The following is a 24,131-nucleotide window of genomic DNA, read 5'->3' as shown; positions in this document are numbered from 1 at the left end:
GGTCTTAATCGGGCATCGGGCATCGGGCATCGGGCATCGGGCATCGGGCATCGGGCATCGGGCATCGGGCATCGGGCATCGGGCAATAAGTCAATTAGGTAGTAAATGCCGCCTTTCGGTATTGGTATTATTACAAAATATTCTCCCGTTTACATTAGTAAAATCATCTATTCACTTTTTCGCTATTTTTAGCTCAAAATTTTTCAATTTATATTTTTCGATAGCGAAGATAAAGTTAATAATCGTTATATTATTTATGAGTTTATTTTTGCAATCAAATGCGTATGGCTTAACCTCTACTACCGTGCAAAATATTATAGGTAATGCGCCAAAAGTGGCAAATGTAAAAGAAGCATCCGATAAACATGGTTTTACGGTAAAAAATGTATTTTATAGTGAAGCAAGTGGCAATATTATTAGTGATGTAGTAAAAAGATTTGATGGAAATCTTCGGTTCAGCGATTTTGTTGTGAAAACGTATTATTACAATAACTTAAGTAGTATAACTAATTTTTCAGATATTGATGGAGATAAAGCAGATCCGATTAAGCCTTTTTTACTCACAGTGACAACTTCACAATGGTATGATGGAAAAGGAAATAAAATACCAAATAGTGATTTGAATAATATTATCGGTTGTGGCAGTGGTTATGTCATGCCGTTAACGTTAGAGATATCTGCAGTGCTCAAAACCTATTCTCAATATGGCATACCCAATGAAAGCGATAGCGTGACGTTAACCAAAAAATATAAGATCGCTCCTGACTCTATGATTTGTTATGCTAAACCTAATGACATCGTTCTTTCACCTAAGATGCAGTGGCGAACTTATGATGCAACAATAACTTCACCGGTTTCGGGACCTTGGGAATGGAATGGTTCTAAAGGCTTGCCGGATGCTGTTCATGGTGGTGGTTACACAGCTGATTATGTGCCTAATTATGGATTTAAAGTCCAACCAACGGTATCTGCAAAAACGTTTCCGACAACTGGCTTTCCTGGTGCTAAATTTCAGTTAGTGATGACTGGTGCACAAACGGACTATACTTACACTTTGATCAGTAATCCTGGTGGTAAGGTTGCTGTAGATTCATTAGGGTTTATTACATTAAATGATAAGCCAACAGGTAATGTGACAGTGCGCGCAACTTTAGGGTATGATAAATCGATATCGCATGATTATACCTTTAATCCAACATCGGTATGGTTAGTTCCTATAAAGAGTGGTGATATAAATCAGGCTACCGCGCAAAATTTATGTGGTGGACTTGCTAATGTGCCATTAAGGCGCGATTATACCAGCTCTCCAGCAAATTCAGTTGGCGGTAATTGGACTGTTTATACGAACAGTTTTATCCGCGCAATTGGTAGTTCTATTATGGGAGAATGGGGATGGGTAGCAGGCACAAACTATCCTAATTCGAATTGGGAAGCGGAAAATACCTTTTTTTCTTACTATTGGACGCGTGAATTAGATTGGTCCGCTTATAATATTTATTTTACTGTGAATTTTTCTGGTTATGTTTCACATATGGAGGCCCCTAACAGTTCAGGTGGGCGAGTGGCATGTAAACGTTAAATTAAAGCAGCGTTATAAAAAATAAGTGATGATATGAGCGACGATGCCATTGTTGGCGCTATGCGCCTATAATGGCAATAGCCAGCATATGCGATGTAAATGCATATGCTGGCGTCGGAGCCGCCGGCGCCGAACTAGCTTAAAAAATAAGCAAAAGTGAGTCAAAATTATTACTTGTAGAAATTCATAAATTAAGCCTCGTTAAATGACAAAAAGCGCTTTATTGTTGTTTAATATTTCGCGAGTCATTTTCTAATTGGGAACGTGCCTGGTTCTAATTTAGGTTGGGTAATTATGACTGCTTGTCGAGGCTGATGAATTATAATATTTTGTATGAATATCTCTGAAAAACTCAATTTACAACACCAATTCAAGGATATTTTACTTTTTAAAGAAGGTGTGTTTTTACGTAGTTATAATCAAGGTGCTTATGTTTTAACACAGTTATTTGGTTACGCTTTAAAATTACAAACGGCAACGACTGAAAAAATATCAAAGCAATTGTGCGACCAGGGTTTAGGATAGCCTAACGCTGTAAAAATTCGATTGCTGACAAAAGAATTTAGACCACCGACAGTATAGAAAAATAAACATACAGTGAAAACAAATAATAATAAAACGCCTATACAAGTCATGATAAATAGAGAGGAGTCTATTTCCATGCTTATAAACATTATAATCATAATAAAAATGAAGAAAATTAAGCAAAATACACCAACACCTATTGAAAGATATTTTAATAATAATAAGGTCGATGTTCCGACAGAACGAGGAAAATATAGAGCATGATATTGAGGCATGCGGACAGCATAAGCAAGATAGTCAGCCATCTCGGCAGAATCAGATTGATATTCGTTAACTTCGATTGGTTTAACTAACATTTCAACATAATCGCCATCTTTAAAACTAACATGAGCTAATTTGCCTACTACCTCTTTTCTACCGACATAGCATCGAAAACTTTTCCCGTCTAGGGTAATACTGCCGGCAGTTATTGTTCCAATTAAAGTACCGATAAGTTCAAAAGCTCCGACAATCATTAATCCAATTATAGCGAGCAGACCAATATTATCCGAGCGTAACTCTTTGGGATCATCCAGTACTTGTAATTGGCTGACTTTACCTTTCAATAAGTTGTAGCCTTTAATCATTGGACTGCTCTTGATTTGGAGTGGTCAAATTTGGCGTAAATTTGCGCTCATCAATGACTTTAACCCAATTGGGTAAAATAGGGGTTCGGCAGTAATAGCTTGCACTACGATCGAATTTTCTAATTTTTCGAAATTCAGGAGTTTGAGGATCGTCAAAAAGTTCAGGCGCACCCGAGCGATTGAGTTTCAGAAATCGTTTACTTTCTTCATAGCAATTGTGCGACCAGGGTTTAGGATAGCCTAAAGCTGCAAAAATTCGACTAGTAACAAAGGAATTTATACCTCCAAATATAAAAAAGAAAAAGCATAAAACTATAATATATGACAAAATAAATGTCAAAAATGTTGAAATGAAAAAAGAAAAATCAACATCTGTTGATATAAACGTATAAATCATTACAATCATAAAGGTACATAAGCAAAGTATACCAACGCCTATTGAAAGATATTTTAATAATAATAAGAACGATGTTCCGACAGAACGAGGGAAATACAGAGCATGATATTGAGGCATGCGGACAGCATAAGCAAGATAGTCAGCCATCTCGGGAGAATCAGATTGATATTCGTTAACTTCGATTGGTTTAACTAACATTTCAACATAATCGCCATCTTTAAAACTAACATGAGCTAATTTGCCTACTACCTCTTTTCTACCGACATAGCATCGAAAACTTTTCCCGTCCAGAGTAATACTGCTGGCAGTTATTGTTCCAATTAAAGTACCGATAAGTTCAAAAGCTCCGACAATCATTAATCCAATTATAGCGAGCAGACCAATATTATCCGAGCGTAACTCTTTGGGATCATCCAGTACTTGTAACTGACTGACTGTACCTTTCAATAAACTGTAGCCTTTAGTCATTTAAAAATCCTCTGTTATCTAAATCTTGTTCAATTAATGCTAATGCTTCGTCCATAGTGATAGTATAATTTTCCATATTAGCCTGATTATTATCTTTAACACCGAACATCTCATATAATACTTCTTGTTTAAAAGCGTTGCTTTGTTGCTCAGGCGTTTTATAAATATGACTTTTATTATGTGGCATCAAATATTTATCTGTTCGTAAAGCGCATCGTTTAAGCCAAGTTTCCAAATTATCATCAGATAGCATCATAATAGTAAAATCAATAACTAACAAGGCTAAGCCTATTATTCCAAGTAAACGCCATAATACTAATCGTATTGCCGCGATGGAAGCAACTTCAGTAACACCAACTCCTCTACCTAAATATATAAAAATTCTCTGCATGACATTAGAGGTTAAAAAAGTTCTACACCATATAAAATGATAAGAACAACCTAAAAGTATGCTAGCGCTTCCAGATAGAAAGGTAATAATTAATTTTAAATTTAACGTTATTTTCAGCAGTTTGCTATGATGTTTTTCTCCGCTTTCACGCAATTGTTCTAAATCGTTGGACATTAATACAAATGACGCAATCCCACCTAATACTCCTGATAGAGCCTTACCTAGACTAAACACCACATTTTGCATGCCTTTGGTTACGGCTGTCACCATCGCCATGATTTCTACACAAGCGGCAGCTAATGCAAAACCAGAAGATATTTTTAATGTTTTAAAATACTCATTTTCTGCTAAATTTGGATGGGTTTTACTTAAACTATTAAAATTATAAAGTTCAAGCATGGCGACCACAACAGACATGCGCATAGATTTAAGTGAACTGGACATGGCTTTTGATATACCGGGTTCTGCATTACTTGCTTTAAATATTAAGTGTGCATATTTATTTACTTTAGTGCCTGCATTATTAAATATGAGATTAAGGCGTTTATCGAGCTTGACTCTAGCATCGTCTAATAATGAACGGGCTTTACTGATAGCAGCTCTTTTTCGTAATTCCCAGCGCGAGTGATTCTGTGGAATTTTGACCCTTCCTAAATTAGGGAGTGGCTCTAAAGTAATAAATGCAGCTAGCATCTGATACTCTAAATGTAAATATGTAATTGCAGTGCTCTTTAATACTCCAGCGATAGTTAAAGCTAAAACTTTATATATTGCTGTACTAACAGAATATAGTGTGTTTGCCAGTCCATTAAATATAGGCTGTAATAGTTGAGTGGCTTTCATGATTTTTATTTCGCCACCTGTAAATCCTTTAATTTTGATAATACCTAAAATTTTCATTTTGATATGATTATTCGGATCATTACGTTCTAATTCATCAAGGGTGATAATTACATCTTGTAATTTTTTAAACATTAATGCGATTTTTGCGTAAGGTAGGGTATCGAAATTTTCGATCAACTTTTCAACTGATAACTCAATTATATTTTTCATCGGAGCCGATTCAGCTTTGGTAACTACTTGGTCAATCATACTAAGTAATTCATCATTATGAAAAGCGAACATGCGCCATAACATACCTTTGACGTTATCATTATATGGTTTGGCATAGTCTATATTGGACATAGACTCTAAAAATTTTTTGCCATTTTCACATAGCTCAAGTCCTTGGGTAACCTTATTAATATTAAAAGCAAATAGAATTCCTTCAAAATTGATCTTTCTTAGATTTTCTAAATCACTATCGTTTATTTCACCTAATTGAACGGACTCTTGGTATATGCTTTCATAATGTTCTACAAGTTCTTTGATTTTAGTAGAATTTTCATCGTCAAAATCATACAATTGATTGCCATCAATGTCATTGTAGACAGTATCATAAAAATTACTGTCTTGTATCCAAGTAATAAGTTGTCTAGAAAGGCTTTGATATCTGCTTTCAACGAGTGTTAGTAATTCTTGGTATTTATCTTCAAAAGGTTTGGTATTAACCAATTTTTCATATTGTTTCAAAAAGTTTTTAATATCTTTTTCACGTTGAGTTTTCAAATCTGATTCTTGACTGTAGAAATCCTTGACCGTTTTTTTATATTTGCTAACTAAACTTATTTGTAAGGGTTTAAGTAAAATCTTATCTTTTGATGTAATGCTATTATCTCTTTCTTTTTGTATATAATTCTCATAAATTGAGATGTCATAAACATCTTCCCCGACTTTTTTGTACATACAAAAATCATGAAAATTTTGGTAAAAGCTATAACTACCCTGTTTACTATATAATTGCTCACGTATTAGTGTTTGCAATCCTCGACTAGTGCAATACATTGGTTTATCGGGATTATTATCTAGCTTACCTGATTTCATAACATTTTTTACATAATAGTTGTCATGATTTGGAAAAGAGTAGTCTTGATAATACTTTTTTAATACTGCCAACGATTTACTTTGTTCAATATATGATAAAGCATCAAATTCTAATCTGCGTTCTTCTTGATATTGTAAAACCCGTACATAAGGTTCGTTATAATAGCCATTTAGTTCAGTCGCAATACCAACAGGATCTTCAATAGCGATAATCATTGGTTTTTTACTAGGGCTATAGCGTTGCATATTATAAGCTAAGTGTTCACTGGTTTTAGACGTAAAAATACTCCATGGTTCACATGTACTATTTTTATCTAATAGTTTTTTATTAAATTGGTAATTTTGTTCACGCCCTTCACTGAATTTATCTTCAAATATAGCCCAATGTTGTGCATTGGCGTTGTCTTTGCTGAATAAAAGCTCCCTATTTCCATCATATGGTAATAAAGATTTGTCAACATTAGGGGATAAATCTAATATTTTTTGAATATTTTCTTGATTAGCTGTTGTTGCACTCGTTGCACTGCCTTGCCATTTTGCAATATCAATCTTTTGCATCCTTTTTTTCGGATTTTTTTCATATTTTTTTAGTGTTTTTTCAGACCATTTGAATTCAGTAAATGCTATATATATTTCTTTTATATTTTCAGGATGATCAATAGTAATAAATGCGTTATGACTTTCATTCAATTTTAACTGTGGGCAATGATATTGTCCTTCTTGTTCTGAATCAGTTATTGGTCTGGCAGCAGAATTTGAAATTTGTTTGATTAAATGTCCTTTACTATCAATACTATATATTTGCCATTTAGATACTAATTTTTCTGGTATATAACAATATAAAAAACCCTGACGCATGATCCTTACATGATATTGGTAACCCTCATTTAATGGTAAACTTGTAACGGTTGATAAGTTAGCCCAACTAGGAAGTTTACTATTAAGATAGGTTGGTACTACAGTATATCTAACAGGTAAAATTGCAATTCCTTTGGTTTGACACCCGCATTCAGGTACATTATCTTTTGTGTTTGTCATACTTTTTCCTAATTCCTTTCTAATGCTAACCAATCTTGTTGGCTTAATGCTGTTAATTCTCTTACTAAAGGATAATATTGATGATCTAATAATAGATGTTGAGTTTTTTCAGCAATTTTAGGGATAAGGTCGAAATCCTGTCCCCATTCTAATGCTAACCTCGCCCATTCAAGATAAAGATCACGATCATAAATATTTTTTATTTTTAGTCGCTGTAAACATGGCATGATAATTTGTAGTGATTGAACTTCATCAATATGGATATCGGGATTTTTTAAATTGTGTGACAAAATAATTTGATTATTAATACCAATACAGTCAATTTGTTGGTACTGTTCATGTGTTATGCCAAGTTGATTAATAGATAAAGAAAGAAACTCATTTTCGTTATAGTGAATTTTGAGGTGGCCATCGCGCCCTAACATTGTCCATATTTTGATATCATTTAAAAGTTTATTCTGTTGTTTGGTATTGAATAAGCTTTTTAATTGAAAAAATACAGCAGGATCGTAATAACGTAAGAGTATTTTTTTATTATCTCTCTGTTGCAATGAGAGAGAAGCAATATTGTTAGCTATTGTTACAATATCTTTATGTGTAAACAACCAAGCACAATATTGTTGACCGTTACCAGCGTTAATTGATTCAGGTGTTAATTGGGTTAATGCTACATTAAGCATGTAGCTTAAAACTTTATAGTCATATTTATCACGCAGATCTAATTCTATTAACCATGGCCGGCGAATAGCTAATACCGATGAGTGCATAATCACTATCTGGTGTAAACGTAAGCGATTTTTGTAATATTGAATTAAAGATTGGTTAATTGGATTCAAAAAAGGATCAAGTATTACTAAACAACGCCACTGAAAAGGTTGAGACAATGTGATGAGTTGTTGGCTAATTGCCAAAGCATTCGCTGATAATTTGCTTAAATCAATGGCGATTTGTCCATTTTTTAGCATGATAATTCCTTTCTTTATTCTAATGTAATACAAGCTTGCTGCTCTGAAACTTGCTGTCCTTGCGTTCCTTGACAGTGTATATCACCAGGTAAATCATTAGTATGAGCTAAACTAGCAGCATCCATTTTTTGCATAGCATTGCTTTTAATAGTAATATTATTCGAAGTGCCCAGCTCAATACCTTCCTCACTGATTTTGATAAATGAACCACCACAGATAAACACAATTTTTTTAGATGCAGAAACATCAACCTTACTTTCAGTACTGTCAATTTGGATATCTTGTTTAGCAGCTAATAATAAATTGTTGGTTTGTGCCTGTATTTCAATATCTTCTTGGTTAGCAAAAATTTTCATTCCGGATTTTTGTGCAAGTAAACTAATTGCTTCAGATGCTGAAAAGTTGATGCTTTTTAAAGCACTAATATCTGTCTGATTGCTAGAAGTCATTGTGAGATTATTGGCGGTGGATAATTGAATATTTTCAGGGCTGGTTAGTGCGATTCCTTCTGAGGCATAAGCTAATATACTTGGTTGGGTAAGGTTGGTTAAATTAGTTTGTAATTTCTGTTGTGATTCAGTATCCGCGATTAATCCTTGTGCACTTTCTGCTACGTTTTGTAATGCTTTAGCTATCGATAGAGCATTTTCTAATTCCGTTATAGCGCCTTGCATATCCAATTGTTTGCCTTGCGCATTTGGTTCAGTTTGAGTGGTTAAATAAAGCCCTCGATTGGCTGAAATTGCTCCCCAAGCATCAGTACGTAACTCAAAACCTTCCCCCCTTTGTGCTTTATTTTGATTGACTAAGTAACCAATATTCAATTGTGTTTTTCCATATTCGGTCGCTAGTTTGATATGTTCTTTACCACGTTTATCATCCATACGTAATTTATTGTTTGCTGGTGTACGTATTACGTTACGATGTTTGTTGGCAGTGGTCACATGGTCTGGGTGGTTACTATCATGCATAGCATAAGCAATGTATGGTCTGTCTGGATTGCCATCGGTAAACGCAATTGCGACTTCAGTACCATCAATTAAAGGAAAGTGAAAACCATAGGTGCTTCCTGCATAAGGTTTTGCCAGCCTAATCCATAAACTTTCTTCGCCATTACTCCAATCGACTAAATCAAAATTCAGTTTTACCCGATAACGACCATGTATGTCTATGTAGCCATATGTATCATTATCTGGACTGGTGACTCTTGCTGGTAATGTACCATGAATAGTCGGGAAGGGTAATGGTTTAGGGCGATAAGGATTCAATATCTGAAAAGGGATTGCAGTAAATTCTATTTGATAAGCACGACTGCGGTCACCATATCCGCGAGTTGTTAATATAATGACACCTTGCCTAATATCATCACTAAGTTGATTATTTTGGATTGATAATATCTGACCCGGTGCTAAATCAAAGTCATTACATTTACCTTGAATTATGCGCTGATGACTAATGACATACTGGTGACGAATTTTTGCGTACCATTTTCCACTTTCGATTTCATTATTCTCATTACTATCTGATTGTTTTTTATAATGTTCGCCATAACGATAATCATTACCTAACGTAGTCGCATTTGTTAAATCAGTATTGGTTTGCCAAATTAGATCTTTATCAGCCTTACGGTAATTATAATCATTCACAGTGACGCTTTGATGAACTGTTTGGCTATGTTGTTTAAGCGCCCAAATACTGTGTAAATTTTTATCTTCCATACCATTTGGATCATTATTAATAATGCTGCCTCTATTGTCGAAGCCTTGTGATTCATCACTTATCACAACCACATCGCAATGGTGCTCAGGATGTGTTTCAAAACGTATCCATATGCCTACATCAGCCAACAAACGAAGTATGAAAGCTAAATCACTTTCCTGCCATTGAGTGATTAACTCACGCTTAGGGTAATCATTTTTTAAAACTAAACGGTAATCAATACCTGTCAAGCCATGTTTGCGTAATACTGATTCTACCACACTGACCACACTTTGATTTTGGTAGATTCCACTTCCACGACTGTAATTGAGTAGGGCTAATCTTGGTTGTAATACTATCTGATAATGTGTTTCATCTTTGCTAAAGGATAATTGGTTAAAATGAGTAATGACACCATATAAAGTACGAGATTGTGAAAGAAAATTTAAAGCACTTGTTGTTTCAATTAAGCTATTTAAACTGTCAGGTTTAAAGCTAAATGAAGCTGGTTGGTTTATCATGTTATTAACAGAAAACGAACCATTGGCTGAAGTAAAGGTAATGGTATAACGCCAAGGCTGATTGAGTTTCTCATCAACGTCTAGGGAAAAGACTGAAATATCGGTTGAATCATTGTTATTAATTTTTAGTGTGTAACGGTTATGGTGAATAGTATTATTCATTGCATCGAGTGCTGTTGATAGCAAATTGGAAAAACGCATCTTTATTCCTCAATATTCCTTTATAAATGCACTATATTTTTTTTACATCACTTTGTATATAAATTTTTATATATGTTAATTTTTACAGTTGTTTATAAAATATTCGTTTTGCTTAAATTTTACAACTTCGAAACAATGAAATGTTTATTAACGTAATAAAAATAAGAATAATTCTTCAATAAAATAAAGATATTTAAAGATTGCGTTTGAATAATAAAAAAGGTTACAAATTTAATTTTTGTAACCTTTTTTAAGTTTGGATAGGGTAACTCAGTTATTGTCCAATACGGCGCGTTAATTCGATGACTCGGATTTTCGCTAAAGCTTTTGATAGTTCAGCTGATGCTTGTGCAAATGACATATCATCACTCGGATGATTAATATGCTCTTGCGCTTGTCTTACTGCTTCTTGCGCTCTGGCTTCATCTAAGTCTTCTCCGCGAATAGCGGTATCGGCTAAAATCGTTACAAGGGTCGGTTGCACCTCTAAGATGCCACCTGATAGATAGATAAACTCTTCTTCACCATCTGCTTTCACAATGCCTACCATACCGGGTTTAATCATGGTAAGTAGCGGAGTATGACCAGGATAGATCCCAAGTTCACCTTCTTGTCCTGTGACTCTGATTCGCTGAACATCACCTGAAAAAAGGTGAGATTCAGCACTAACAACTTCTAATTGATAGGAAGTTAGTGCCATAATGCTCTCTCCGTTCTATAAATCTCTTAGAGAGATTTTGCTTTCTCAATCGCTTCGTCGATTGAACCAACCATATAAAATGCCTGTTCAGGAATATGGTCATAATCACCGTTCATAATACCTTTAAATGCACTGATGGTGTCTTTTAATGGTACGTATTTACCTGGCGAACCAGTGAATACTTCCGCAACGAAGAATGGTTGAGATAAGAAACGTTGAATCTTACGTGCACGAGCAACAGTTAATTTATCATCTTCTGATAATTCATCCATACCAAGGATTGCAATGATATCTTTTAATTCTTGATAACGTTGCAAAATTGACTGTACGCCACGAGCACAATCGTAATGTTCTTGACCAACAACAAGTGGATCTAACTGACGACTTGTTGAGTCAAGTGGATCAACCGCTGGATAAATACCTAATGATGCGATTTGACGACTTAATACGATTGTTGCATCTAAGTGAGCAAAGGTTGTTGCTGGTGATGGGTCGGTTAAGTCATCCGCAGGTACATATACCGCTTGAATTGAGGTGATTGACCCTGTTTTGGTTGAGGTGATACGTTCTTGAAGAATACCCATTTCTTCTGCAAGTGTTGGTTGGTAACCTACCGCAGATGGCATTCGTCCTAATAAAGCTGATACTTCGGTACCGGCTAAGGTATAACGGTAAATATTATCGATAAATAAGAGTACGTCTTTACCTTCGTCACGGAATTTTTCAGCCATGGTTAAACCAGTTAACGCAACACGTAAACGGTTTCCTGGTGGCTCATTCATCTGACCATAAACCAGTGATACTTTATCAAGTACGTTTGATTCTTTCATTTCGTGATAGAAGTCGTTACCTTCACGTGTACGTTCACCCACACCAGTAAATACTGAGTAACCTGAGTGTTCGATCGCGATGTTACGAATTAACTCCATCATATTAACGGTTTTACCCACACCCGCACCACCAAATAGACCAACTTTACCCCCTTTAGCAAAAGGACAAATTAAGTCGATAACTTTGATGCCGGTTTCAAGTAATTCTGTTGAGTTAGCCAACTCTTCGTATGTTGGTGCTGCACGGTGAATTGCCCAACGCTCTTCTTCACCAATAGGACCTGCTTTATCAACAGGATCACCAAGTACGTTCATAATTCGGCCAAGTGTTTTTGTTCCCACAGGAACTTCTATGCCGTGACCTGTGTTTACTACTTTAAGTCCACGTCTTAAACCATCAGATGATCCCATTGCAATACAACATACAACGCCACCACCTAATTGTTGCTGAACTTCCAGAACTAATTTTTCAGTGCCGGTTTCCACTTCTAATGCATCATATACCTTTGGTACAGCATCTTCAGGGAATTCGACATCAACCACCGCACCGATGATCTGGACAATCTTTCCAGTAGCCATTTTTAATCCTCTACGTCTTTTTCTTAACTATTAGCCAATATTTAGCCTTAACCTGAAACAGCAGCGGCACCCGATACAATATCAATTAATTCATTGGTAATTGCACCTTGACGTGCTTTGTTATACGCAATTTGTAATTCATTGATTAAGTTTGCACCGTTATCGGTTGCTGCTTTCATGGCTACCATTCTTGCTGCTTGTTCACTCGCTAGATTTTCAACCACAGCTTGATAGACTTGTGATTCAATATAACGACGTAAAATCACATCTAATAATGATTTCGCATCTGGCTCATAAATATAATCCCCTGATGAAGCTTTAAGCTTTTCATCATCTGAATGTGGTAATGGTAATAACTGCTGTATAGTTGGCTTTTGCGACATGGTATTAATAAATTTATTGGTGACAATATATAATCTATCAACCTTGCCATTGTCATATGCCTCAAGCATTGTTTTTACCGGTCCAATCAAATCAGATAATGTTGGTTCATCCCCCAAGTTGGTTACTTGGGTTAGTATGTTCGCTTTAACCGATGAGAAAAACGATACCCCTCGTGATCCAATTAAAGCGACATCAGACTCAACACCTTTTTCCTGCCATGCTGACATATCAGCAATGACAGTTTTGAAAAGATTAATATTTAAACCACCGCATAAACCACGATCGGTCGAAATGATAAGATAGCCAACTCGCTTAACATCTCTTTCTTCTAAATAGGGATGTTTGGCACCTATTTGAGCTAACGCTAAATGTCCAATTACTTCACGAATCATTTCGGCATATGGTCGGCTAGCTGCCATTCTATCTTGCGTTTTACGCATTTTAGAGTTGGCAACCATCTCCATTGCTTTAGTGATCTTTTGTGTACTTTGGATACTGGCAATTTTGGTTCTAATCTCTTTTGCATTAGCCATTTGTTATCCCATCCTTACCAAGTTTGAGTTGATTTAAAGCTTTCAAGCATTGCTTTTAGCTTGTTTTCAATCTCATCATTGTAGTTACCAGTTGTATCGATTTCCTTAACAAAATCGGCATATTGGCTATGGGCATAAGCAAGAAGTGCTGCTTCAAATGGTAACACTTTAGTCAGTTCAACATCTTCAAGATAACCACGTTCAGCAGCGTAAAGCACAATTGATTGCTCAGCAACTGTCATTGGTGAATATTGCTTTTGTTTGAGTAATTCAGTTACCTTTTCACCATGGCTTAATTGGTTTCTTGTTGCTTCGTCTAAGTCAGATGCAAACTGTGAGAACGCAGCCAGTTCACGATATTGTGCAAGTGCTGTACGAATACCGCCTGATAATTTTTTCATTATCTTAGTTTGAGCCGCACCACCCACACGAGAAACCGAAATACCCGGGTTTACCGCAGGACGGATACCTGAGTTAAATAAGCTGGTTTCAAGGAAGATCTGACCATCTGTAATCGAAATTACGTTAGTTGGTACGAATGCAGAAACGTCACCCGCTTGAGTTTCGATAATTGGTAACGCAGTTAATGAACCGGTTTTACCTTTTACTTCGCCTTTAGTGAACTCTTCAACATAAGCTTCGTTAACACGCGCTGCACGTTCAAGTAAACGTGAGTGAAGATAGAACACGTCACCAGGATAAGCTTCACGTCCAGGTGGGCGACGAAGTAGTAATGAAATTTGACGATAAGCAACGGCTTGTTTAGATAAATCATCATAAACAATTAGTGCATCTTGACCGCGATCGCGGAAGTATTCACCCATCGCACAACCTGCATAAGGTGCTAAGTATTGTAATGCTGCTGATTCAGATGCTGATGCAACAACCACAATCGTATTTTTAAGTGCACCATGCTCTTCGAGTTTACGTACTACGTTAGCAATAGTTGATTGTTTTTGACCGATTGCGACGTAGATACATTTAACACCAGAATCACGTTGATTGATAATGGCGTCGATTGCTAATGCGGTTTTACCCGTTTGACGGTCACCGATGATAAGTTCACGTTGACCACGACCAATTGGAATCATTGAGTCAACCGCTTTATAACCAGTTTGTAACGCTTGGTCAACTGATTGACGGTCGATAACGCCTGGCGCAACGACTTCTACAGGTGAGAAGCCGTCATGTTGAATCGAACCTTTACCATCAATTGGTTCGCCAAGTGTATTAATAACACGACCTAATAAACCATCACCAACTGGTACTTGTAAAATGCGACCTGTACACTGTACTTTCATCCCTTCAGACAAGTCTTCGTAGGGTCCCATGACCACTGCACCAACAGAATCTCTTTCAAGGTTTAATGCCATTGCATAACGGTTGCCGGGTAATGCAATCATTTCGCCTTGCATGACATCAGTTAATCCGTGGATTCGAAGGATACCATCACTTACTGAGATGATTGTTCCTTCATTGTGAGCATCACTCACAATATTGAACTGAGCGATTCGCTCTTTAATTAGTTCACTTATTTCAGTTGAATTTAGCTGCATTATCAGTCCCCTTAAGACTGTAGAACGTCATTTAGTCGATTTAGACGTCCTCTGATACTACTATCAATAACCATATCGCCCGTACGAATAATAAAACCAGAAATGAGCGATTTATCAATATGACATTTTAGTTTTACTTTTCGTGATAAACGTTTTTCGACAGCGACAGAAATTTTATCAAGTTGTTCACTGCTCAGCTCATTAGCAGAAATTACATCAACGTCTGCCTGGGCTTCTCTCTCTAAACAGTATTGCTCAAACAGTGTTAACACTTCAGGAAGAAGCGATAAACGTTTGTTTTCAGCCATCACTTTAATAAAATTAGTGCTAAACTCATCAAGCACATCTTTACAGATGTTAATGAGTAAGTTCGCCACTGAATCGGTTTTCATGTCAGATGTTAAAATACTTTTTATTTGAGCATCTTTGCTCACTTCAGCAGTTAACACTAACATTTTGTGCCATGATTCGATGCTATTTTTTTCAACAGCAAAGTCGAAAGCGGCTTTAGCATAAGGGCGAGCAATCGTAATTAAGTCAGCCATTGCTCTATTCTCCTTATAGTTCAGCTACGAGTTTATCAATGATGTCGCTGTTAGCGGCTTCATTAACAGAACGTTCAATAATTTTTTCTGCACCGGCAATAGCGAGTGTAGCAACTTGTTGTTTAAGCTCTTCACGAGCGCGTTTACGCTCAGCTTCAACTTCAGCAAGTCCTTGAGCAACAATCCTTTCTTTTTCACGAGTAGCTTCTTGTTTAGCTTCTTCAAGAATGGCCGCTTTGCGTTTATTCGCTTGCTCAATAATTGCATTAGCCTCAACCTTAGCCTGTTGCATTATGTCAGATGTATTTGCTTTGGCTAATTCCAAATCTTTTTTTGCTGTTTCTGCTGAAGCAAGTCCTTCCGCTATCTCTTTTTGGCGTTTTTCAATCGCGCGGATAACTGGAGGCCAAACAAACTTCATACAGAACCAAACAAACAATACAAATGTAATTGCTTGGCCGAGAAGAGTTGCGTTCATATTCATGAGACGATTCCTCTTAAATTTTTATTAACCTGCAACAGCAAAAATGACATATAGTGCAATACCTACACAAATCATTGGGATCGCATCAACTAGACCCATAACAATAAAGAATTGAGTACGTAACATAGGCATTAATTCTGGTTGACGTGCAGCACCTTCTAAGAATTTACCACCTAGTAAACCAATACCAACTGCACCACCAATTGCAGCTAATCCCATCATTATGCCTGCGGCTACAAATAACATACTATCCATTATATACTCCAGTTTATTATCAAAAAAATAGTGAAATTAATGTTCTTCCGTTGCCGATGCCATAGCTAAATAGACGATCGTCAACACCATAAAAATAAATGCTTGTAATGTAATAATTAAAATGTGGAAAATGGCCCACGGTAATGATAATACCCACTGTGACCACCAAGGTAATAGTGCAGCAATTAAGATGAAGATAAGCTCACCTGCATACATGTTACCAAATAATCGAAGTCCTAAAGATACGGGTTTAGCTAAAAGGCTAACTAACTCAAGCACTAAATTGATCGGCGCAAATGCCCAATGATTAAATGGGTGAAGGGTATATTCCTTGATAAATCCAGAAATTCCTTTGTACTTGATTGAATAAATAATAATGAGTGCAAACACGCCGAGTGACATTGACATTGTAATACTAACATCAGCTGTCGGTACCACTCTTAAATGAGAAAGACCTAACCATTGCGCTGCATAAGGTAGAAAATCAACAGGGATAAGGTCCATTAAATTCATTAAGAAAACCCAAATAAACACTGTTAAAGCAAGTGGAGCGATCAGTTTATTTTGACCTGTAAACATGTCTTTGACAGTATTATTAACAAATTCGAAGATCATCTCGACTGCACATTGTAGTTTACTTGGTACACCACTGGTTGCTTTCCTTGCTACACGATGGAAAATCCATAAGAAAAGCACACCAAGTAAAATTGAGAAAAATAATGAATCAAGATTAAAGGTCCAAAAACCCGAACCCACCTGCAAGTTCTCAAGGTGATGCTTAATATAAGCTTGTGGTGAAGCTGGAGAGGAAACTGACATATAACCCTCTTACCTATTTCTAATAATAAAAAAAACACTGCTTATTTTTAACCTTAAAAGGTATAAGCAATCGCTGTAATAACCGAAGCTACTATTTTAAACCCAATTGCCTATATTAAGTCAACAACTGATTAACAAAATTAAGAATTTAGACACTTTTTACTAATTTTGTGTAAAGAATAGAAGCTGTAAGAATAACTTTATTAGAAATATTACCCCATCAATAGCTAAATTAATGGGGATAAATGGCGCTAATTTTGCGCTTTGACTGCTTGGGCAATTTGTTCAGCTAGGTTTTGAACTTCGGATTGATCGGTTCCTTCTACCATAACTCGAATAAGTGGTTCTGTGCCTGATTTACGAATCAAAACTCTACCATGGTTACCGAGTTGTTGTTCGGCTTGTTTAATGGCGGTTTTTACTGCATGACTCTGTAGAGGATCATGTTGGCTTGTGAATCGAACATTGATTAATACCTGCGGCAACATAGTCATACCACTACAAAGATCGGCTAAAGACATATTATTGTGTACCATTGCAACCAATACTTGTAAACCAGCGACAATGCCATCCCCTGTGGTTGTTTTATCTAATAATAAAACATGCCCTGAATTTTCAGCACCGAGTCGCCAGTTTTTTTCAATGAGTTTTTCTAGTACATAACGATCGCCAACTTTCGCTCTTTCAAATGGGATACCCAGATTTTTTAGCGCGAGCTCAAGCCCCATGTTACTCATTAATGTGCCGACAACGCCGCCTTTTAGTTGCCCTTGTCTTAAAGCCTCTCGGGCGACGATATAGATGATCTGATCTCCATCAACTTTACAGCCTTTATGATCGACCATAATAACGCGATCACCATCACCATCTAAAGCAAAACCTAAATCCGCTTTTTCATCAATGACACGTTTGGATAATGCTCTAATGTCTGTAGCACCGCAATTATCATTGATGTTGACGCCATCTGGTTCACAACCGATTTTTATCACATTGGCACCAAGTTCACGTAATACTTTAGGGGCGATATGGTAGGTTGCCCCATTCGCACAATCGACAACAATTTTTAAACCAGATAAGCTAAGATCATGGTTAAAAGTACTTTTACAAAATTCAATATAGCGGCCAGCAGCATCAGTGATACGACTAGCTCGGCCCAGTTGTTTTGATTCAACGCAGTCTATTGGTTTTTCAAGCTGAGCTTCGATCTCTAATTCAATTTCGTCATCAAGCTTTTTACCCTCTGTCGAAAAAAATTTGATACCGTTATCATAAAAAGGGTTATGTGAAGCTGAAATGACAACCCCAGCATCTGCACGAAATGTTCGGGTTAAATAAGCAATAGCAGGCGTCGGCATTGGTCCAGTAAAAGCAGCAGCAACGCCCGCTGAAGCAAATCCTGCTTCTAAAGCTGATTCAAGCATATAACCTGAAATACGGGTATCTTTACCGATAATAACTTTTTTTACTCCATCTTTCGCTAATACGCGACCGGCAGCCCAACCTAATTTAAGTGCAAAATCTGGTGTGATAGGATATTGCCCCACTTTTCCTCGAATTCCATCGGTTCCAAAGTATTTTCGATTCGACATGTTTATTCCCTCACACAAAAGTAATTTTGATTAACTCATTTATAATGAGTAATTTTTATTATTAAACATTAATAATTACACGCCAATAAGGTGTAATTAATGACTAAATTATCGTAAAATATTTAAATTTTACTGAATGTTAACTGTAATTTTAATCACGATTATCATTGGCAAATTTTAATAAAACTTGGCTCTCTTTTATAAATCGCTTGGCATAAGGACCAAACCATTTGGTGACTTCATTGAAATTTTCAACAAATTTAGTCTTATCTCGTTGTTCAATTAATTTCACCATTTGGCCAAAACATTCATAATAGCGTTTAATTAGTTCAATATTATCATCGGATGCCATGATGATATCGGCATAGAGCTCGGGATCTTGAGCAAATAAACGCCCCACCATCATGAGTTCTAATCGATAAATCGGTGATGATAAGGCGATGAGCTGCTCCAAATCGGCTTGTTCACGTTGTAGATTAACGCCATATGAAAAAGAGGTGAAATGGCGTAAAGCTTGAATAAACGACATACATTTATCATGTTCTTTAGCGTCAATTGCGCATAAGTTAGCACCCCAAATTCGCATTTGCTCGATAAGCCATTGGTATTGTTCTGGATAACGACCTTGGCAATAAACAATAATTTGTTTGGCTAAATTTGGCACGTCTGGACCAAACATTGGGTGTAATCCAACTACTGGCCCTGAATGTTTATCAAGCATGGCTTGTAATGGTTTGACTTTTATAGACGTAAAATCAGTTAAGATACAATCTTTGGGTAATGGCGGTAATTGTTCAATGATTTCGCATGTTTTGTTGATAGGTACTGTAACAATAACGGCAGCGGCATCAGCGACAACTTCGGCTGCTTGATGCATGGTTTTAGAACCCAGCGTTTTAACTTGATAGCCAGATAATGTAAATAAACGAGAAAACAGGCGCCCCATTTGACCATTACCACCGATGATGACAATTGATCCGCTACCTGTATATACTTTTTTGAAACCTTTATCGTTTTCACTGATGTAAGACTCACGCATTAACCGGCGTAAAATATCCTCAATTAAAACGGGTGATATGCCTAAATTTTCGGCTTCGTGTTTACGTTTAGCTAACATATCGGCTTCACGTTTGGGATCATAAATCGGAATTCCATGTTTGCTTTTTACCTCACCAACTTTGGCAACTAATGCTAGTCGTTGACTAATTAAAGCTAAAATTGATTTGTCGACTTCATCAATTTTATCGCGTAGTGTGAGTAATTCCGTTGACATAGATGGGATTCCTTTAGCACAAATTGAAGCTTTTACTGTAATAGCTTAACAGTATAACGTATTTTTGGTAGCATGAGTCAATGACAACGTTAATTCCAGTATAATAAATTTATTATGAAAGTTATCTCATTTAATATTAATAGTCTTCGCGCCAGAATTCATCAGCTCGCTGCGATTATTGATATCCATCAGCCTGATATAATCGGTTTACAAGAAACGAAAGTACATAATGATCAGTTTCCGGTTGAAGAGTTAGCCCAATTTGGTTATCACTTACATTATCATGGGCAGAAAGGGCACTATGGTGTTGCACTTTTAACCAAGCAACAGCCCATATCAGTACAATGTGGCTTTCCCACCGATGAACAAGATGCCCAATGCCGTTTAATCATGGCACAATTACCCACCAATGAAGGTAATTTAACGGTGATTAATGGTTATTTTCCTCAAGGCGAAAGTTTACATCATGAAATCAAGTATCCAGCAAAACGTAAGTTTTATCAGGATCTGATTGATTACCTAAAACAGCAACAATTAAGTGAACAGCTCTGTTTAATTATGGGCGATATGAATATTTGTCCAACTGATATTGATATTGGAATATCGGAAGATAGCCGTAAACGCTGGCTACGTACTGGTAAATGTTCGTTTTTACCTGAAGAGCGAGATTGGATGAACAATTTACTGTCACTTGGCTTTACAGATACTTATCGTAATGAACATCGAACAAAACAGGAATATTCTTGGTTTGATTATCGTTCCAAAGGCTTTGATACGGGTACTGGGCTTCGAATTGATTTAATTTTAGCCAGCCCAAAACTGTTATCTTATTGTCAGCAAACAGGTATTGATTATGAAATTCGGGCAATGGAAAAGCCGTCTGATCATGCGCCAATTTGGGCAGAGTTTGATTTAGTTTAAGTTTATACACCTATTTAGTAAGGATAATAGCATGCAAAGTCGTTCAATTTTATCAGTTAAAGATCTTAATCAAATGGTAAAAGATGTACTTTCAGATGCTATTGGCCAGATTTGGTTAGTGGGTGAGATTTCTAATTTTTCTCGCCCATCATCAGGTCATTGGTACTTCACGCTAAAAGATGATGCAGCTCAAGTGCGATGTGCAATGTTTCGTAATAGTAATTTTCGAACGGGCTTTACTCCCCAAAATGGCCAGCAAGTTTTAGTTCGAGCAACTGTCACACTTTATGAAGCACGCGGTGAATATCAACTGGTGATTGATCAGCTACAACCAGCAGGTGCAGGTTTATTACAACAAAAATTTGAACAGTTAAAGCAAAAACTATCCGACGAGGGGCTATTTGATGCTATTTATAAAAAACCCTTACCGGATAATATTCGAACAGTAGGTATTATTACTTCATCAACCGGCGCAGCACTACATGATATTTGTCAGATATTAAAGCGCCGAGATCCAAGTTTGCATTTAATTATTTATCCAACACAAGTACAAGGTACTGAAGCTGCCGCGCAAATTGCTCGAATGATTGAAATTGCCAATATTCGTCAAGAATGTGATGTATTAATTGTTGGCCGAGGAGGGGGATCATTAGAGGATCTTTGGTCTTTTAATGAAGAGGTCGTAGCAAGAGCGATTTTTGCTAGCCGTTTACCGATTGTCAGTGCTGTTGGGCATGAAATTGATTTTACCATTGCCGATTTTGTCGCTGATGTTCGAGCTGCTACGCCTTCGGCTGCTGCTGAATTAGTTAGCCAAGATAGCTTAGATCAAATAAAGCGGTTACAAATTCAAGAACAGTATTTATCTATGGCTATTGATTACTATTTAACAAGATGCCGTGAAATGTTAAATAAAGGGTATCATCGATTACAAACTCAACATCCGCAAGCAAAGTTAGCCAAACAGTTAAATGTACTATTAACTTATCGTCATGCCTTATATGACAATATTCAGCAATATTTGCTTCGACAAACAAATCGATATAATTACTTAGATAAAAGATTGTTACGTCTCTCTCCGCAAAATACGATAAGCGCTTTACAGCAGACAATTAATCAACGTCAGCAACAAATAATCCATCTGATTGAGCAAAAATTTACTCAATCACAACATCAATTCGCCTTACAAACCTCACAGCTTAATAGTGTCAGTCCACTTGCCACATTAGAACGAGGTTATTCAGTGACCACAACGGTTGATAATGCGGTGGTCGGTTGTGCGGCACAAGTGACCGTTGGTGATTTCATCATTACCAGGTTAAAACAAGGTAAACTTGTTAGTCAAATTACTACAATTGATGATAAAGATATCACCTCAAAGTGATCTCAGTGAATATAAAAATTAAGAGTATTCGATCTAAATTGAATAAGCTTTATCACAAGGTTGATATTTAAATTGGTTGTTCACTATATTTATTAATTGAATTGTCAAAACTTGCTGAAAATTATATTTTTTATCGATATTTCAAGGTGTTATTTGCTTTGCAATTTAGGCTGGCACTAGTATATAATTCGAGCATAACAAATTATTATTTTATTTAAAAAGTGTATGAATCCTCCAATTGGTATTGATTTAGGTACGACCAACAGTTTAATTTGTGTCTGGCAAGAAGGTAAGCCAACGTTGATTCCCAATGCTATCGGTGAAGTTGTAACACCTTCTGTGGTAAGTATTGATGAAGATGATTCTATTTTAGTTGGCCGTGCAGCGCTGTCTCGCCTAACGACTCATCCTGATAAAAGTGCTGCCGCATTTAAACGATTTTTAGGTTCAAATAAAATTTATGAGCTAGCCGGTAAAAAATTCACCCCAACAGAACTTTCAGCATTAGTTTTAAAATCGTTAAAAGCCGATGCCGAAGCATTTTTGCAACAAGAAATTTGTGATGTTGTTATTTCTGTTCCGGCTTATTTTAATGATGAACAGCGAAAGCAGACTCGTTTTGCTGCCGAGTTAGCTGGTTTAAACGCAGTTCGTTTGATTAATGAACCAACTGCTGCTGCCATGGCCTATGGATTACATGAAGAACAATCAGGTAATACGTTAGTATTTGATTTAGGTGGCGGGACCTTTGATGTAACCGTACTTGAATATGCTCTACCCATTATTGAGGTTCACGCGTCAGCGGGTGATAACTATCTAGGCGGTGAAGATTTTACCCATGAAATTGTTCAAGCTTGTTTAAGTGAATGGAAGCTTAAACAACAAGATATTGCTGTTGATGATTATGCTCGATTATTAGATTTAGCTGAACAAGTCAAATGCAAGTTAAATGGTGAACAAATGCAATATTTAACTTGGTTTTGGCAAGATAAAGAGTGGCAATTTGAACTTAATGAAAGTCGAGCTAAAGTGATTTGGCTACCACTGCTTAATCGTTTGCGAGCGCCAGTTGAACAAGCCTTAAGTGATGCGCGTTTAAAGCCTGCTCAACTTGAACATATCGTATTAGTAGGGGGATCATCACAGCTAGGTGTGGTGCGTGAATTGGTGACTAAACTTTTTGGTAAATTACCTTATCGTCACATCAATCCGACTACAATTGTGGCACAAGGTGCGGCGGTACAAGCGGCTTGCCGTTTGCGCAATCAAGATGTTGAAGAGGTAATATTAACTGATGTCTGTCCTTATACACTTGGTATTGAAAGTTGTTCAGGTAAGGTAAGTGGCTTGTTTTCACCTATCATTGAACGTAACACTATTGTGCCAACGTCTAAGGTAAAAACGTTTTATTCAACGCAACCACAACAAAAAGCGATCTGCATTTCGGTTTATCAAGGCGAAAATCCTCGAGTAGAAAATAATGTGTTGATTGATGAGTTTGAAATACCACTTACACCGATGGAAAAAACACAGGGTATTGATGTTCGTTTTAGCTATGATTTAAATGGATTATTAGAAGTTGACGTTGTTCTACTTGAGACCGGTGAGCAATATGGTAAAGTGATCGATCAAAGCCCAATTGGATTAACCGATAAGCAAAAACAGGAAAGCCATGAGCGGTTAAAAGCGTTAAAAATACACCCACGTGATGAAATGCCAAATCGTACTTTATTGGCAAGATTAGAGCGTGCATGGGCGCAATCACTAGGCGATGAACGACTGTTGATTGGATCTTATATTGAAGATTTTTTAACGGTATTAAATCAACAAAATTTAGATGAAATAAATCAGATGCGCAGTGAAATTGAGTCACAATTAAACGATTTAGGTCGGTAATTGCTTAGCTGCATGATTTGATAAACGTTTAATTCCCCCCCTTTTATTTAG

General features: G+C 36.6%; 19 protein-coding genes. 4 read left to right on the top strand and 15 right to left on the bottom strand.

The features are described from left to right. The first annotated feature begins 268 nt into the window (after positions 1-268). Positions 269-1,579, top strand: coding sequence for a hypothetical protein (locus J3U59_RS08940; RefSeq protein WP_267333968.1), 1,311 nt, complete (start codon positions 269-271; stop codon positions 1,577-1,579). Between the two features lie 452 nt (positions 1,580-2,031). Here the strand turns inward: J3U59_RS08940 and J3U59_RS08935 are convergent, their stop codons facing one another. The 15 genes from J3U59_RS08935 to tyrA all read right to left on the bottom strand — a co-directional run bounded on the left by J3U59_RS08935 (position 2,032) and on the right by tyrA (position 19,879). Then, positions 2,032-2,730 (bottom strand): hypothetical protein, encoded by a 699-nt coding sequence (locus tag J3U59_RS08935; RefSeq protein WP_267333967.1) that lies wholly within the window; start codon positions 2,728-2,730, stop codon positions 2,032-2,034. Continuing rightward, positions 2,723-3,595, bottom strand: coding sequence for a hypothetical protein (locus J3U59_RS08930; RefSeq protein WP_267333966.1), 873 nt, complete (start codon positions 3,593-3,595; stop codon positions 2,723-2,725). Before J3U59_RS08930 ends, J3U59_RS08935 begins: the two co-directional genes overlap by 8 nt. After that, entirely contained in the window at positions 3,588-6,947 is a 3,360-nt protein-coding gene (locus tag J3U59_RS08925) for a T6SS effector BTH_I2691 family protein (protein ID WP_267333965.1), read from the bottom strand. The genes J3U59_RS08930 and J3U59_RS08925 overlap by 8 nt, the downstream gene beginning before the upstream one ends. An 8-nt stretch (positions 6,948-6,955) precedes the next feature. Beyond that, the gene (locus J3U59_RS08920) at positions 6,956-7,912 is read right to left on the bottom strand and encodes a DUF4123 domain-containing protein (RefSeq protein WP_267333964.1); all 957 of its coding nucleotides are present in this window, start codon (positions 7,910-7,912) and stop codon (positions 6,956-6,958) included. Between the two features lie 14 nt (positions 7,913-7,926). Beyond that, complete coding sequence (locus J3U59_RS08915) at positions 7,927-10,332, bottom strand: type VI secretion system Vgr family protein (RefSeq protein ID WP_267333963.1); 2,406 nt, start codon at positions 10,330-10,332, stop codon at positions 7,927-7,929. Between the two features lie 274 nt (positions 10,333-10,606). Next, positions 10,607-11,032, bottom strand: a complete 426-nt coding sequence (locus J3U59_RS08910; protein WP_065633169.1) for a F0F1 ATP synthase subunit epsilon — start codon at positions 11,030-11,032, stop codon at positions 10,607-10,609. Between the two features lie 26 nt (positions 11,033-11,058). Beyond that, positions 11,059-12,441 (bottom strand): F0F1 ATP synthase subunit beta, encoded by a 1,383-nt coding sequence (atpD, locus tag J3U59_RS08905; RefSeq protein ID WP_267333962.1) that lies wholly within the window; start codon positions 12,439-12,441, stop codon positions 11,059-11,061. Between the two features lie 47 nt (positions 12,442-12,488). Continuing rightward, positions 12,489-13,358, bottom strand: coding sequence for a F0F1 ATP synthase subunit gamma (gene atpG, locus J3U59_RS08900; protein ID WP_065633167.1), 870 nt, complete (start codon positions 13,356-13,358; stop codon positions 12,489-12,491). 14 nt (positions 13,359-13,372) lie between these two features. Then, on the bottom strand, positions 13,373-14,914 hold the full coding sequence (atpA, locus tag J3U59_RS08895; protein ID WP_416379598.1) for a F0F1 ATP synthase subunit alpha: 1,542 nt from the start codon (positions 14,912-14,914) through the stop codon (positions 13,373-13,375). 11 nt (positions 14,915-14,925) lie between these two features. After that, positions 14,926-15,459, bottom strand: a complete 534-nt coding sequence (atpH, locus tag J3U59_RS08890) for a F0F1 ATP synthase subunit delta (RefSeq protein WP_267333961.1) — start codon at positions 15,457-15,459, stop codon at positions 14,926-14,928. A gap of 13 nt (positions 15,460-15,472) precedes the next feature. Further along, entirely contained in the window at positions 15,473-15,943 is a 471-nt protein-coding gene (gene atpF, locus J3U59_RS08885) for a F0F1 ATP synthase subunit B (RefSeq protein WP_065563773.1), read from the bottom strand. Positions 15,944-15,967: 24 nt separating this feature from the next. Then, the gene (atpE, locus tag J3U59_RS08880; protein ID WP_034901511.1) at positions 15,968-16,198 is read right to left on the bottom strand and encodes a F0F1 ATP synthase subunit C; all 231 of its coding nucleotides are present in this window, start codon (positions 16,196-16,198) and stop codon (positions 15,968-15,970) included. 36 nt (positions 16,199-16,234) lie between these two features. Further along, positions 16,235-17,017, bottom strand: a complete 783-nt coding sequence (gene atpB / locus J3U59_RS08875) for a F0F1 ATP synthase subunit A (RefSeq protein WP_267333960.1) — start codon at positions 17,015-17,017, stop codon at positions 16,235-16,237. Between the two features lie 251 nt (positions 17,018-17,268). Beyond that, entirely contained in the window at positions 17,269-18,606 is a 1,338-nt protein-coding gene (gene glmM / locus J3U59_RS08870; RefSeq protein WP_267333959.1) for a phosphoglucosamine mutase, read from the bottom strand. A gap of 151 nt (positions 18,607-18,757) precedes the next feature. After that, positions 18,758-19,879 carry a bifunctional chorismate mutase/prephenate dehydrogenase gene (gene tyrA, locus J3U59_RS08865; protein WP_267333958.1) on the bottom strand — a complete coding sequence of 374 codons (1,122 nt, stop codon included), beginning with the start codon at positions 19,877-19,879 and terminating at the stop codon, positions 18,758-18,760. A 114-nt stretch (positions 19,880-19,993) separates the two neighbouring features. Here tyrA and xthA point away from each other — a divergent pair, with 114 nt between their 5' ends. The 3 genes from xthA to J3U59_RS08850 all read left to right on the top strand — a co-directional run bounded on the left by xthA (position 19,994) and on the right by J3U59_RS08850 (position 24,080). Next, positions 19,994-20,800, top strand: a complete 807-nt coding sequence (gene xthA, locus J3U59_RS08860; RefSeq protein WP_267333957.1) for an exodeoxyribonuclease III — start codon at positions 19,994-19,996, stop codon at positions 20,798-20,800. 31 nt (positions 20,801-20,831) lie between these two features. Beyond that, complete coding sequence (gene xseA, locus J3U59_RS08855; protein ID WP_267333956.1) at positions 20,832-22,184, top strand: exodeoxyribonuclease VII large subunit; 1,353 nt, start codon at positions 20,832-20,834, stop codon at positions 22,182-22,184. Positions 22,185-22,409: 225 nt separating this feature from the next. Beyond that, positions 22,410-24,080: a molecular chaperone HscC gene (locus J3U59_RS08850; RefSeq protein ID WP_267333955.1), complete on the top strand. Its 1,671-nt coding sequence runs from the start codon at positions 22,410-22,412 to the stop codon at positions 24,078-24,080. Positions 24,081-24,131: the final 51 nt, after the last annotated feature.

Source organism: Gilliamella sp. B3783, from assembly GCF_026536125.1.
Taxonomy (GTDB): Bacteria; Pseudomonadota; Gammaproteobacteria; order Enterobacterales; family Orbaceae; genus Gilliamella.
The sequence above is the reverse complement of the archived record's forward strand: the minus strand, read 5'-3'. Positions and strand labels throughout refer to the sequence as shown.

Bases quoted from the DNA above. Each gene is read 5' to 3' on its own strand.
- J3U59_RS08930 (WP_267333966.1), bottom strand. From the start codon at position 3,595: ATGACTAAAGGCTACAGTTTATTGAAAGGTACAGTCAGTCAGTTACAA.
- tyrA (WP_267333958.1), bottom strand. From the start codon at position 19,879: ATGTCAACGGAATTACTCACACTACGCGATAAAATTGATGAAGTCGAC.
- J3U59_RS08910 (WP_065633169.1), bottom strand. From the start codon at position 11,032: ATGGCACTAACTTCCTATCAATTAGAAGTTGTTAGTGCTGAATCTCAC.
- atpF (WP_065563773.1), bottom strand. From the start codon at position 15,943: ATGAATATGAACGCAACTCTTCTCGGCCAAGCAATTACATTTGTATTG.
- glmM (WP_267333959.1), bottom strand. From the start codon at position 18,606: ATGTCGAATCGAAAATACTTTGGAACCGATGGAATTCGAGGAAAAGTG.
- atpB (WP_267333960.1), bottom strand. From the start codon at position 17,017: ATGTCAGTTTCCTCTCCAGCTTCACCACAAGCTTATATTAAGCATCAC.
- J3U59_RS08920 (WP_267333964.1), bottom strand. From the start codon at position 7,912: ATGCTAAAAAATGGACAAATCGCCATTGATTTAAGCAAATTATCAGCG.
- atpE (WP_034901511.1), bottom strand. From the start codon at position 16,198: ATGGATAGTATGTTATTTGTAGCCGCAGGCATAATGATGGGATTAGCT.
- J3U59_RS08850 (WP_267333955.1), top strand. From the start codon at position 22,410: ATGAATCCTCCAATTGGTATTGATTTAGGTACGACCAACAGTTTAATT.
- J3U59_RS08925 (WP_267333965.1), bottom strand. From the start codon at position 6,947: ATGACAAACACAAAAGATAATGTACCTGAATGCGGGTGTCAAACCAAA.
- atpD (WP_267333962.1), bottom strand. From the start codon at position 12,441: ATGGCTACTGGAAAGATTGTCCAGATCATCGGTGCGGTGGTTGATGTC.
- atpA (WP_416379598.1), bottom strand. From the start codon at position 14,914: ATGCAGCTAAATTCAACTGAAATAAGTGAACTAATTAAAGAGCGAATC.
- xseA (WP_267333956.1), top strand. From the start codon at position 20,832: ATGCAAAGTCGTTCAATTTTATCAGTTAAAGATCTTAATCAAATGGTA.
- J3U59_RS08935 (WP_267333967.1), bottom strand. From the start codon at position 2,730: ATGATTAAAGGCTACAACTTATTGAAAGGTAAAGTCAGCCAATTACAA.
- atpH (WP_267333961.1), bottom strand. From the start codon at position 15,459: ATGGCTGACTTAATTACGATTGCTCGCCCTTATGCTAAAGCCGCTTTC.
- xthA (WP_267333957.1), top strand. From the start codon at position 19,994: ATGAAAGTTATCTCATTTAATATTAATAGTCTTCGCGCCAGAATTCAT.
- J3U59_RS08915 (WP_267333963.1), bottom strand. From the start codon at position 10,332: ATGCGTTTTTCCAATTTGCTATCAACAGCACTCGATGCAATGAATAAT.
- atpG (WP_065633167.1), bottom strand. From the start codon at position 13,358: ATGGCTAATGCAAAAGAGATTAGAACCAAAATTGCCAGTATCCAAAGT.